The 13,710-nt window shown below is 45.6% G+C and carries 11 protein-coding genes; all 11 read right to left on the bottom strand.

The window, feature by feature from the left end; translation table 11 throughout:
* Positions 1-5: 5 nt before the first annotated feature.
* Positions 6-803 carry a cytochrome c oxidase subunit 3 gene (locus tag M0L20_RS09730; protein ID WP_232560711.1) on the bottom strand — a complete coding sequence of 266 codons (798 nt, stop codon included), beginning with the start codon at positions 801-803 and terminating at the stop codon, positions 6-8.
* Between the two features lie 15 nt (positions 804-818).
* Positions 819-1,409, bottom strand: a complete 591-nt coding sequence (locus M0L20_RS09725; protein ID WP_248476754.1) for a cytochrome c oxidase subunit 3 — start codon at positions 1,407-1,409, stop codon at positions 819-821.
* Between the two features lie 6 nt (positions 1,410-1,415).
* Entirely contained in the window at positions 1,416-2,294 is an 879-nt protein-coding gene (gene cyoE / locus M0L20_RS09720; protein WP_232560709.1) for a heme o synthase, read from the bottom strand.
* Position 2,295: 1 nt separating this feature from the next.
* A complete protein-coding gene (locus M0L20_RS09715; RefSeq protein WP_248476753.1) occupies positions 2,296-3,315 on the bottom strand; it encodes a COX15/CtaA family protein in 1,020 nt (339 codons plus the stop codon).
* Positions 3,290-5,173: a cytochrome c oxidase subunit I gene (locus M0L20_RS09710; RefSeq protein WP_232560707.1), complete on the bottom strand. Its 1,884-nt coding sequence runs from the start codon at positions 5,171-5,173 to the stop codon at positions 3,290-3,292. Before M0L20_RS09710 ends, M0L20_RS09715 begins: the two co-directional genes overlap by 26 nt.
* Before the next feature lie 29 nt (positions 5,174-5,202).
* A complete protein-coding gene (locus tag M0L20_RS09705; protein ID WP_248476751.1) occupies positions 5,203-6,324 on the bottom strand; it encodes a cytochrome c oxidase subunit II in 1,122 nt (373 codons plus the stop codon).
* Between the two features lie 19 nt (positions 6,325-6,343).
* Positions 6,344-7,654: a quinol:cytochrome C oxidoreductase gene (locus M0L20_RS09700; RefSeq protein WP_232560705.1), complete on the bottom strand. Its 1,311-nt coding sequence runs from the start codon at positions 7,652-7,654 to the stop codon at positions 6,344-6,346.
* An 88-nt stretch (positions 7,655-7,742) separates the two neighbouring features.
* The gene (locus M0L20_RS09695) at positions 7,743-8,351 is read right to left on the bottom strand and encodes a c-type cytochrome (RefSeq protein WP_248476750.1); all 609 of its coding nucleotides are present in this window, start codon (positions 8,349-8,351) and stop codon (positions 7,743-7,745) included.
* Positions 8,352-8,365: 14 nt separating this feature from the next.
* The gene (locus M0L20_RS09690; RefSeq protein WP_232560703.1) at positions 8,366-8,899 is read right to left on the bottom strand and encodes a DUF3341 domain-containing protein; all 534 of its coding nucleotides are present in this window, start codon (positions 8,897-8,899) and stop codon (positions 8,366-8,368) included.
* Positions 8,900-8,989: 90 nt separating this feature from the next.
* Positions 8,990-10,420 (bottom strand): NrfD/PsrC family molybdoenzyme membrane anchor subunit, encoded by a 1,431-nt coding sequence (gene nrfD / locus M0L20_RS09685; RefSeq protein WP_232560702.1) that lies wholly within the window; start codon positions 10,418-10,420, stop codon positions 8,990-8,992.
* A gap of 101 nt (positions 10,421-10,521) precedes the next feature.
* The gene (locus M0L20_RS09680; RefSeq protein WP_248476748.1) at positions 10,522-13,632 is read right to left on the bottom strand and encodes a TAT-variant-translocated molybdopterin oxidoreductase; all 3,111 of its coding nucleotides are present in this window, start codon (positions 13,630-13,632) and stop codon (positions 10,522-10,524) included.
* Positions 13,633-13,710 lie beyond the last annotated feature (78 nt).

Here is a 13,710-nt window from a genome sequence, read left to right as displayed (position 1 = left end):
GATGGTTAAACCAGGTAAAAGAAGGTGAATACGAATACCCAAACAAGATCGACAAAGTGCCAGTACAGACCGACTTTCTCGACCATTTCGTAATGGCCACGACGGTCGTATAAGCCAGTTGCAGCCCGATAGAAAATCAAGATGTTCAGAATAACACCACTGAGTACGTGCGTTCCGTGAAAACCAGTAATGAAGAAGAACAAGTCAGCGAAAGCTGGTGGTCCATACTGGTTCTCAACTAGGTTAGCACCAAAAATTGTGCGTTGGATAGTTTGCCCATTCACAATTTCTGTAATGGTTGTACCCGTTTCCGTTCCATGAATAAAGTGCGTCCATTCCCAAGCCTGGCTTCCCAAAAAGGTAAAACCACCAAGAATAGTCCAGAGCATGTATTTCTCAACGTCAGCGCGGTCCATCCGATGACCAGCCTCAACAGCTAGTACCATCGTTACGCTACTGAAAATAAGAATAAACGTCATGATACCCACGAAAATCAGGGGCATATCGACACCATGCAAAAACGGCACTGCGTTGTAAACCTTTTCAGGCGTTGGCCAATAGAGGTTCGAGAATTTGAACACCTCTCCATAAATAGCTGGGTCCCAAGCTGGATAGCTATACCGTATCAGACCGTACGTTACCAGCAAAGCTGAGAACGTAAACGTGTCAGAAATCAGGAAGAACCACATCATCAGCTTGCCGTAGCTCGCCTTCATTGGCTCGACACCCCCCATCCAGGTTTTCTTGTCGAACACTTGATCCGAGTCGGTTGTCAGGGTATCGGTCGTTACACTAGCCGCCATGCGTCTAAAAGATTATCAATGAAAATAGACTAAAAAGAAAAACAAATACAACCACAAAATGTCTAAAAAATGCCAGTATGTAGCAGCAATTTCTAGTTGATTCAAACTTTTAGCGTGAATTCTAAGCTTAAAAGCAGCAATTAGCGCGAACACCAACACCGCTAAGCCCGAAATCAGGTGAAACGCGTGTAGCCCTGTAAATACATACATAAAAGAGCCAGCGGGGTTTCCCACAAAAAACACATTCTGTTTAACCAGATCAACCCAGCCTTGGAATTGCATGTATAAAAATGCCATTCCAAGTGCAAAAGTAATAGTTATCGCTATTTTCAGACCGCCGAAGTTATCTTTTTTTGCAGCAAGATACGCCCAATGCATTGTCAGGCTACTCGCTACCAGTACAATCGAGCTATAGGAGAAAACGGTAGGTATGTCATACTCTAACCAGTTCCCTTCGGCCCGGCGTACCAGATAAGCACTGGTCATTGCGGCAAAGAGCATAATAATACTAACGATGAACAACCAAAGAATAAACTTCTTAGGATTCATCGAGAGCGTCTCTTCCGGCTCTTCAATCACAGCAAGTTCGTTCACAAAATCACTCATGGTTCCTTAAACTTTGTCTAACAGGTAAACTATCTGTACAACAGGTAAGTACAATAAAGAGCCAAACATCATTTGTAAAGCCGCTTTATCGGTACAAGTCCTCATTAAGTGAAACGTTTGTGCTAGGAACAAGATTCCGCCAATCATAGCGACCAATGCGGAATTTATGCCTGTCATACCGAGTAAGTAGGGCAACCAACCTATGGGCACTAAGAACAAGGTATAGATCATGATACGAAAGGCAGTGTCTGCGTTTTTACCGCTACCCGGCATCATTTGAATTCCTGCTTTTTTGTATTCATCAAACGCTAGCCAGCCAATCGCCCAGAAATGGGGAAACTGCCAGAAAAACTGAATAGCGAATAAGATACCAGGAGCCCACCCGTAATGGTTTGTGGCTGCTACCCAACCGATCATTGGTGGAAAGGCCCCAGGTAGTGCACCAATGAACACAGCGATCTGACCTTTCCGCTTAAGTGGCGTGTAGACAAAGCCGTATAACAGCAACGATAGTACAGCTAGTGCCGCAGCTCTGATGTTAAAAACTTCGACGAATAAATAACATCCAACGCTGAATAGTATGAATGCAAATATAGCCGCTTCATTCACCGACAGCCGACCAGTTGGTAATGGTCTGACGGCTGTTCGCTTCATTACCTTGTCGGAATCTTTTTCAATAATCTGGTTAATAATATTTGCAGCTCCGGTTATTGCAATAGAAGCAATTGCCAAGACCCCAACTTTCCACCAAATTACTTGATCAACAGCTAGACAATAACCAAACACGCCAGAAAAAACTACAGCTAGCGTAAGCTTTAGTTTTATTAACTCTATATACGCTTTAGCTTTCGCATTGACGCCGTTTACAGCAATCGTTTTTTCCATACTATATTTTTAATTCATAGATCGGCTGAGCTGACTTTTGCGCAAGTCCTATCCTCGGCATGCACATTAACCAAGCTACAAATTGCAAACCTATTATTATAATCGCTAACAATAAATGAATGGGTTGAGCTGCGGCTGGCACACCCATATACGCCATTATAACGCCCGTTAGTATTTCTATGAACACCAGGACTATCAACCAAGTGGCGATTGCCGATATCCATCCGTTCTTACCAAGCTTGCGCAGCTGATAAATTACCGCTACATGGAAGGCCAGAATCACTAATGAAAACGAACGGTGGACGTAAAATCGCCAATCTAAATTGTCAATCCAGCTGTCCCGTTGGCCGTAACCGAGACGTTTTATGGCTTCATCAAGCGTCTCCCGAACAGTAGTACCGAGTAAGAGTTGCCCTAATGTCAAAAACAAGGTAAGTAGCAAGAGCCAAGCAACACGGCTTTCCTTGCGGCCATTCGTCATTGACTTCACTTGCTCTGGATTTGCGCGAACGAGGACAAAGAGTAACGATAGAACAACTAAAATCGCTAGTAGTAGGTGAAAGGAAATTAGGTATTGTGCTAACTCCGTTGCAACCACTCGTGAACCAAGCCAGCCATTTGCCCCTATCAGCAGAAAAGCAGCGATACTACCAATGACAATCGCTTTGTCTTTCCGCCAGTATTGAAATGAAGTAATTAACGTAGCAAAAACAAAGAAGCCGGATAATACGCCCAGCAACCTGTTTACATATTCAATCCATGTTTTTACAGCATTGAACTCAATTTCGCCCTTCAGCTTCGCTCCGTAAATGGCTTGGTAATTAGAAGGTAATTGAGACGCTTCTGTAGGAGGAATCCAACGGCCGAAGCATTTAGGCCAGTCAGGACAGCCCATTCCAGAACCTGTTCCTCTAACAATACCACCAGCTAACACAACTAGGTAGACGATTAGTATTGTTAAAAGCACCAGACTCTGGAATCGCTGTTCTTTTTTATTAATGAGGTTGCTTGAATTGATCATTCATATTCTGTGCCTCAATCTCTCTTTCCAAACTGATCAACTCATTTTCGTGAGGTAGGTTGGACTCCGGAGTTTGTGAATAGGGCACGTTTTGTGGAATGAAATCATCCTTAGCTCCTGGTTTGCTATAATCATACGGCCACCGATAAACTGCGGGAATTTCACCTGGCCAGTTACCATGACCTGGAATGATCGGCGTAGTCCACTCTAACGTATTTGACTTCCACGGGTTTTGTGTCGCTTTTCTACCTTTGAAAATGCTATACACAAAATTATAGACGAATACCCACTGAGCCGTGAAGGTGAAAATAGCTGCGATACTGATAAAGCTATTCATATCAGCGAAAATGTTTTTCGTGAAGTCGTAGCTCGTAAATGCATAATACCGACGTGGGAAACCCGCGATACCAATGTAGTGCATTGGGAAAAACACCAGATAGATACCAATGAATGTAAGCCAGAAGTGGATATAACCAAGCTTCTCATTCATCATACGGCCAAACATTTTTGGGAACCAGTGATATACCCCAGCTAATAAGCCAAAGGCAGAAGCTGCACCCATCACAAGGTGGAAGTGAGCTACTACGAAGTACGTATCGTGCAACTGAATATCAAGAGCAGAGTTACCCAAGATAAGGCCAGTCAAACCACCCGAAATAAAGAACGATACAAGACCGATCGAGAACAACATAGCCGGGGTAAACCGAATGTTACCACGCCAGAGAGTCGTAATGTAGTTAAACGCTTTTACCGCTGATGGTACAGCAATAATCAGAGTAAGGAACATGAACACCGACCCAAGGAATGGGTTCATCCCCGAAACGAACATATGGTGTGCCCATACGATGAACGCAAGGAAGGCAATACCCATCATGGACGCAATCATGGCGCGATAACCAAAAATTGGCTTACGTGCGTTGGTTGCAATGATCTCCGAGGTCATTCCCAAAGCAGGAAGTAAGACAATGTATACTTCGGGGTGTCCTAAGAACCAAAACAAGTGTTGGAACAGGATCGGGCTACCACCTACGTTCGGAAGCGCTTCCCCCTTGATATAAATCTCTGACAAATAGAAACTTGTTCCAAAACTCCGGTCAAAGATCAGAAGCAGAGCCGCTGATAGAAGAACAGGGAATGAGATCAGACCTAAAACAGCTGTCAGAAAGAACGCCCAGATTGTCAGCGGCAGTTTGCTAAACGACATACCGCGTGTCCGCAGGTTGATTACGGTTGTGATGTAGTTGATACCTCCTAATAATTGAGATACAATAAACAGCGCCATTGCAATCAACCAAAGCGTCATTCCGAGCTCCGAACCTTTGTGTGCTTGGGGCAGCGCGCTAAGAGGAGGGTACACAACCCAACCACCAGCAGCAGGTCCCGTCTCCAAGAACAACGAACAGAACATGAACACTCCGGCCAAGAAGAAGAACCAGAATGATAACATGTTCAAAAACCCTGATGCCATATCACGAGCACCAACTTGAAGCGGTATCAGAAAGTTTGAGAATGTTCCGCTCAAACCAGCTGTTAGCACGAAAAATACCATGATGGTACCGTGCATGGTCACCAAAGCCAAGTAAAAGTCTTGGTCAAGCTTACCAGCTTCATTGATCCAGCCACCTAAGATTGGACGCAGAAACTCTAACTTCATGTTAGGAAAACCTAACTGAAGCCGGAACATAACTGATAAGCTAATCCCAATAATTGACCAAAGAATCCCAGAAATCAGGTATTGCTTGGCAATTGTTTTGTGATCTTCCGAAAAAATGTATGTCTGCCAAAAACTCTGCGGCTCGTGGTGATCATGCTCAATTGCATGAGCTACGGTTGCCGGGTTAGCTGGAACAGTCGCCATTGTATTTGGTTTATTAAAGTTTTTTTAGATTAACGAATCGTAGCACTGGCTACTGACAGACCACCGCCCTGTTTCGTTGAGGCTGTTGCACTGTCCGACGGGGCAGCAGCACCATCAGCAGGCAAGTACTTCGCTGCTTTCGCTTTCAAATTGGCAGGGATCCGCGCTGCCAGATCCGGAGTAGAACTCAAGAGTGGCTTTTGCTCTTTGCACCATGCTTGCCACGATGCTTCATCCTCAACAATTAAACGAATACGCATTGAGAAGTGTCCCTGACCGCATACTTCTGTACAAGCGATTTCATAACCGAAGTCCTGGTTGCCGGTAATGTTCCGCATTTCGTCGGTTGTCTTATCAGCAACGAACCAGAAACGGGTTGGCATACCTGGTACAGCATCCATTTTCACCCGAAGATGAGGAATGAATACGCTGTGCAACACATCACGAGCACGGATTTTCAACAAAACAGGTTTGCCCGCTGGGATATGCAATTCAGAAGTTGATACAAAGTCATCAAATGACGATTCATCTGAATAATCAATTCCTGTCTCGTTGTTGTTGTCGATAAGCTTATAGTTGTAAGAACCAAGCTTATTGTCATCAACACCTGGATAGCGAACGATCCAGTTAAACTGCTTTCCAACGATCTCAAAAACCTGAGCATCTGCTGGAGCTTCAGACATGATATCACGCCATGCGCGCCAGCCGGTGAAAACCAGAATAGCCATCACGATTGCTGGCACTACGGTCCAGATTAACTCCAGCTTGTGGTTTTCTGGATAATAAGCCGCTCTACGGCCTTCTTTGTGTTGATACATCCATGAGAATAAAAACAACAGCGCGTTTGTAATAACAAAAGCAACCATGATGATTCCCATCGACAACCAGAACAAGAAATCGGTACGACGACCGTGCGGAGAGGAAGCCTCTGGCAAGAAGAATTGCTTGGCATATAGGAAAGACCATACCACGCCAATTATTCCAAGAATGAAGAAGATCATGAACAAGGCACCGTTGATACGGTTACTCGTCCCTATGCGACCTTCCTCAACGGGACCATTTGCATTCTTTACAACGGTTGCAATCCGAGAAACGACCAAAGCAGCCATTCCTAGAAAGATAACCGATAATATAGCAACTATGTAAACCATGTTGTAAGCGGATTATTGATTAGATGTCATGGTGTATGGCTTCCTCTAGCATTGGATGATTCTTTGGAATCAAATTAGCTTTTGTAAGCTGTGAAGAAATAGACCACATGAACCCACAGGCAAAAATCAGAATCATACCGAATTCAATCGGTCCAAAACCACCGTGCTCGCCTACCGTTCCTGGCATAATATTGGTATAGAAATCGAAATAATGACCGATTATAATACCCCAAGCAGCTATCTTAAGAAAGATATATGTCCGCTTAGAATCTCTTGTCATTAGAACGAGAAATGGAAAGACAAAGTTTAGAAGTATATTTATAAAGAATGGTGCTTTATAAATACCCCCAAATCCACTGAAGCGCTCGCGGTAGTAAATTGTTTCCTCTGGAATGTTAGCGTAATAGTAAAGCATGAACTGAGCGAACCACACATATGTCCAGAAAATGCTGAACGCAAACATGAATTTACCTAGATCCTGAAGATGGCTTTCATTTACTATCTTCAGATAGCCCCGTTCCTTTAGGTTTACAACAGTCAGCGTAATAATAGCTAAACCTGTAACGTGCCAGCTAGCCAGTGTATACCAACCAAACATGGTACTAAACCAGTGAGTATCGATAGACATAACAAAATCCCAGGCCGAGGTTGACGATGTTACGCCAAAAACCACGAGGAAAGCTGTACCTAACCGAATGCTCTTATCGTAGTATTCAGTACCCCCGTTTAGATCTTCGTCTAAAGAATACTTGCGGATCATACGCCATAGCACATACCATAGCGCGAAATACAGGACGATACGGATTAGGTAAAATGGCGTATTAAGAAAGCCGTGTTTGCCACTGATTATCGGATCGTATTCTGGACTGCTCTTGTCATACAATGCAGGATTGGTCCAGTGGAACAAATCATGGCCAGCAACAAAGAAGACAAGAAGAATAGCTATACCTGTAAAAGGTAGAAAAGCAGGCAGTGCTTCTGGAACACGTTTAAAGGCAGATGACCAGCCAGCCTGAGCCAGATAGTTGTAGGAAATAAAGAACATCCCGATCACGGAAGCTCCAGCAAAATAGACAGCATTCAGCCAGACGTTTGCCCAAAGCCGATTCGTCCATTTATAGGCGTGATGTCCTGATTCTGCACCTTCGTGTACACCGGCCGCATGAGCAACTTCATGATGTCCATGAGAACCAGCACCCGATGCCAGTAAGTACGCGCCAATTGCGACCAACGCAACTCCGGCTCCGATGCCAATAAGTAGTCGACGCTTGGATTCCGCAGTAAATTCAAATTCTTCGTCTAGCGACGGTATTGCGTGAGCCGATGCCATTCTTAATAGTTTTCAGTTTTCGGTTATTAGCTTTCAGTTCAATGGCTGTCCAATCAAACAACCGAAAACCAAAAGCTAATACTCAAATTTATCCTTGTTGCAATTTGTGTACGTACTGAACAATCTTCCACCGATCTTCAGGGGTAATTTGAGAGCCATGTGGCCACATACGCCCTTTACCATGCGTAATCACATGAAAGATGTGTCCATCATTCATTGTTTTATAAGCATCGGTAGCGTAGTTAGGTACCCCTTTATACTCTTTACCGACAGGTCCATCGCCCTTACCCGTTGCACCGTGGCAATGTGAGCAATACCGAGTGTACATTAGCTGACCGTCAGCTAGCGACTTTTCGGTTTGAGGGATTGGGTTTGTCAACGTACGCTCAGCAATAGAGATACTATCGGCTGGGATGTTGTAAATCATCAAATCAGTTGATGCACTATCTCCATCAAACGTAGTATGGTAATTTGGCCTTGAAACCGTTCCCCGAGCTGGGAGACGCATGTTCAGACCGTTTTCCCGAACGTTTATGGTGTTTGGCCGAATCTGACGATAAGGTTCATAGCCAACAGCATCGTACATGTTCGGAGCAAATTCAAGACCGGTACTATCATGGCTCCGCTTGCAGGATGTTCCAGCAAATAGTAGCCCAACGATAGCCAGTGCAGTTATGCTTATATGTTTCGTTATCATTCTCATGCGGACCGTTAGAACTGCTTAATGTTAACTTCAGCAGCTCCTGATTTTCTCAGAATTTGCTCTATATCACCTTCGCCAATATTGTTTTTGCTTAGGTCAATAGCCATTGCAAACTTATTATCAGTAGTTCTCAGGTCATACATTAAGGGTTTAACCGTAGGCCCAAGACCGTTTGATACAAGAAAGGTAGCAACCATGCCCAAGGCACAGAACAATACCGTTAATTCAAATATAATCGGTACATAGATGACCGGGGAATACGAATCTTTACCACCAACGATCATTGGCCAGTCGAAACCTTCGGTATAAGCGGTCAATAAAAGAGCAGTTGTTGTACCCGACAGAGCAAATAGAAAAGCGGCAATCCCTAGCCGTGACCGTGGGTGTCCAAGCGCAACGTCCAATCCGTGAATTGGGAATGGTGAATACACTTCATGAATACGTACACCCGCTTTTTTAACATCTTTAACGGCTGTCAGTACAACATCATCATCATCGTAGATGCCTACCAAAAATTTACCGTTACCAATTACGTCTGACATGATCAGTGATTAATGTTTGAGGTTTGTAGCTTGATGGTTGCAGCGTTAACCACAACCATCAAGCCGCCCGGTTACCCAGCTCGAACTAGTTTACTCTACGTCTTTATTGAATGTTGGATTCGCAACGCGCTCCCCTTTAGCAACGCCAGAGACAGACACTGGCAGTCTTTCCGACGACGATTTGATTACGGTCTTTACTTCGGCCATGTTCACTACAGGTAGGAACTTGGAAAATAATAAGAACAACGTAAAAAACAAACCGAATGAGAAGATGTAATCGCTGATATCGAACAAGGTTGGATGGAACATAGCCCAGCTCGATGGCAAGTAATCACGGTGCAGCGAGGTAACGATAATTACGAACCGCTCGAACCACATACCGATGTTCACCACGACTGACAACGTAAATGTCCAAACGATGCTCCGACGGATAGCCCGTGACCAGAAAAGCTGTGGAGTGATTACGTTACAGGTCATCATCGCCCAGTAAGCCCACCAGTAAGGACCTGTGGCACGGTTGATAAACGCGTAACTTTCAAATTCAACTCCAGAATACCAAGCGATGAAGAACTCTGTCAGGTAAGCTACGCCCACAATAGAACCTGTTAGCGTAATGACTTTGTTCATCGACTCAATGTGCTCAAGCGTAATGTAATCTTCCAATTTAAATACGACCCGGATGATCAACACAAGGTTTTGCACCATGGCAAATCCGGAGAAGATAGCACCAGCTACGAAGTAAGGAGGGAAGATTGTTGTATGCCATCCTGGAATCACCGACGTAGCAAAGTCAAATGATACGATGGTGTGTACAGACAATACAAGTGGAGTAGACAGACCAGCCAGGATCAAGCTCATGTATTCATAACGAGCCCACGTTTTAGCGGAACCGTTCCAACCTAGCGAGAATGCACCATAAATATAACGAGATACTTTGCTGCGAGCCCGGTCGCGGATGGTAGCTAGGTCAGGCAGTAAGCCCATGTACCAGAAAACCAATGATACAGTGAAGTATGTGCTAATAGCAAATACGTCCCATACAAGTGGAGATTTGAAGTTTACCCACAACGACCCGAATGTATTTGGCAGCGGTAATGCCCAGTAAGCGAGCCAAGGCCGACCCATGTGCATCAGAATGAACGTAGCTGCGCAAATAACGGCGAAAATGGTCATCGCTTCAGCCGCGCGGTTTACAGCCGTCCGCCATTTTTGACGGAACAGTAGTAAGATCGCAGAGATCAGCGTTCCGGCGTGACCGATACCAACCCACCACACGAAGTTGGTAATGTCCCATGCCCAACCGACTGTTTTATTCAAGCCCCATACACCAAGGCCCTCCCACCAGGTCCAGAACACGCAGGCGGTTCCGTAGAGTAGCACAACCACCGAGATGGTAAAGGCAATCGTCCACTCGCGGGTGGGGCTTCCCTCAACCTGTCTGCTGATATCCTCCGTCACGTCGGCGTAGGTCTTACCACCGGTGACCAGAGGAGTTCTTACGGCTGATGTTACATGCGACATATACTTACTTTTTTTATTTTCGATTTACGATGTACGATTTACAGTTTGTGTTCTCTTGATGTTTAAAATCGTGAGTTACAGGCCGTAAATTGTAAGTTACATTATGCCTCTGATTCCTGACGAGCTTTTTGTTTAGGCTCTTCGTCTTTGTTCCGGATTTTCGTAAGGTACGAAATCTGCGGTCTTACGTTAATCTCTTCGAGCACGTGGAAAGCACGACCTTGCCGTTCGGTTTCCAGTGTTTTAGAAATCGTACTCTCCGGATTGTTCATATCTCCGAAAATAATCGCATTCGTTGGGCAGGCTTGTGCACAAGCTGTCTGAATTTCGTCAGGCATTGGCCGACGACGTTCTTTCTTGGCAGTCAGTTTACCTTCCTGAATACGTTGTACGCAGAATGAACATTTTTCGATTACACCGCGTGAACGAACCGTTACGTCCGGGTTAATGACCATTTTACCAAGGTCATTATTGAAGTTATAATCGAAGTTATCGTTGTCGAAGTACTTGAACCAGTTGAACCGGCGTACTTTATAAGGACAGTTGTTTGCGCAATAACGTGTACCTACACAACGGTTGTAGGTCATTTGGTTAAGACCTTCCGTGCTGTGGGTAGTAGCCAACACAGGGCATACCGTTTCGCAGGGAGCATTGCTGCAATGCTGACACAGCATTGGTTGGAACGTTACTTCAGGGTTAGCTGATGCAACTTCTAACTCTCTAACGTCTTCTGGATCGGCGTCGCTACTGTAGTAACGGTCAATCCGAATCCAGTGCATTTCACGACGGTTGATAACTTCCTGACGACCAACAACAGCAACGTTGTTTTCGGATTGGCAACCGATTACGCACGCATTACAGCCGATGCATGAGTTCAAGTCAATGACCATACCCCATGAATGGTTTGGCTTGCCGTAACCATTCCATAGCGTAATATCAGTTGGCGCTTTTGGCCCTTCCGATGTCGCTACTCTTGGCTCATACCGGCCCGCCATCGGGTTCTTCTGGTAATCAGCGAGTATCGCTTCCTGAAGAACAGCTTTACGACCCATTACGGTCTCGTGCGTCTGCGTCTGCGCTATTTCGTGCGATCCACCAGCCTTGTCAACTTTTGCGTCGAAAGCAGCATACGTTACATAGCCACCGGCTAGAGTAACAAACGGAAACGCGTTTTTACCGACACCATTTGCCGACTTACCAGCTTTCTCGCGACCATAACCGACGGCCACAGAAACTGTGTTGTCTGCCTGGCCAGGTTGAACAAGAACAGGTAATTCTATCGACTTACCACCAACGCTTACCGTTACCAGGTCGTTCTGAGCAAGGCCCATATCGTTGGCTGTCTTCTGCGATAGCGATGCGTAGTTATCCCAGCAAGCCTTTGTAACAGGATCCGGCATTTCCTGTAACCAGGGGTTATTAGCCATTGCACCTGTACCAACGCTTACTTTCTCATAGAGCGCTAGCTCCATGCCTGTTGTTGGTCTGTAACGCTGAGCAATTCCGGCAGCAGCTTGTGCTACGTTGCCAGCAAAAGAAGCTCCACCTGCTACTGCTGCACCTTTATTAGGCTCGAATACACCGTCGTGTAAGCTCTTAATCCAAAACGAATCGAAAGAGCTGAAGCCAGATGCTTGTGGGTAGCGGTTTGTCCGCCAGTAGTTTTTTAAATACGTCTGAAAATCACCTGGTTTACCAGCCCACGTCAAAAGACTCGATTGAAATTGGCGAGTTTTATAAATGTTGGTGATGGCAGGCTGCATCAGACTGTAGAAACCCTGTTTTGGCTCAGCATCATTCCAGCACTCCAAATAATGAGGAGCTGGCGCAATGTATTTTGCCAACGAAGCCGTTTCATCAGCCCGGTCCGCAAATGACACGGACAAGGCAACTTTAGGCAACGCTTCACCTAACTCAGCACCACGAGGATGATCGTATACCGGATTAGCGCCAAAAATAAGTACTGCTCCTACGCGACCTCCTTTAACTTCGTCGATAAAAGCATTCATCTGCTGGTCATTACCCTGACGGTAATTAACCGGTGTATTGATATCGATTGTTGTTCCGTAGCTACCCAGCAGATTGTTCAGAGCATTCACAACGATCTGAACATTTGGATCGTTAGAACCTGATACAACCAGTGCGCGTCCACGTGAACGGGCCAGATCGTTGGCAGCTTTGTCAAGATTAGCAACAGTAACAGCTGGCGTACTGATCGCTGATCCGCCTAGTTTAGCCGCTACTTTGTTATACAGCGCTGCGACAACCAGACCTTCCTGCGATGGTTTGATGGCGGTACGGTAATCAGCGTTAGCACCTGTCATCGACAGTCCCGTTTCGAACTGATAGTGCCGCGACATGGTTTTCTTACCACCACCGACAGCACCGATTTTCCGTCCCGTTGCGTACGGACGAGCATATTCTAGCGGAGCAATCCACGTACCGAGGAAGTCAGCACCAACACTAACGATTGTTTGCGCTTTGCCAAAATCGTAGGAAGGAATAACAGCCTTACCAAATGAAGCCTGGTTAGCCTGCGTAATACCAAATGCTGAGTTGGCATCGTACATGATGTGACGTGCCGTTGGGTATTTGGCAACGAAATCAGCTACGACAGCTTTGGTTGCCGGGCTAAGGATCGTTGATGTAACAATCCGGATGGCACCTCCACGAGACGCAACCGAATTCAGCTGAGTGACAATTTCCCGGTCTGCTGTAGCCCAGTCAATATCTGACTCACCCCGCTTTGGACCTTTCAGCTTATCAATATCATATAGTGACAAAACCGATGCCTGAACCCGAGCGGTGGTACCACCTTTCGAAATGCTGGACAGCGGGTTACCTTCGATTTTGATAGGCCGACCTTCGCGTGTTTCAACTAAAACGGCAGCGTAATCACCGCCTTCGGTATACGTTGATGCGTAGTAGTCTGAAATAGAAGGAAATGTAAATTCCGGTTTGTTGATGTACGGAATTGCTTTATGAACTGGGGTTTCGCAGGCTGCCAAAGTCACGGCTGCCATGCCAAAGCCCATTACTTTCAGGAAATCACGGCGTTGGGTGTTTGAACCACCGAGCAGACCTTCCAAGTCACTCGGCGAGTCTTGCGGATCAGGATTAGCAAACTCGCTGTTAGCGTTTTTCACAAACGTTGCGTCGTTGCGTAATTCTTCAACCCCTTTCCAATACCGTTTGGTCGTATTCTCTTCCATGCGTGTTGTAATCGGTAAGATACCTGTTGGTTGAACCGGCCGGTCAACCTGACGTATTACGGTCAGGTCTATACGGCC

Origin of the sequence: Spirosoma liriopis, from assembly GCF_023196085.1 — a bacterium.
GTDB classification, from domain to species: domain Bacteria; phylum Bacteroidota; class Bacteroidia; order Cytophagales; family Spirosomataceae; genus Spirosoma; species Spirosoma oryzicola.
This window is presented reverse-complemented; position numbering and strand designations above follow the sequence as displayed.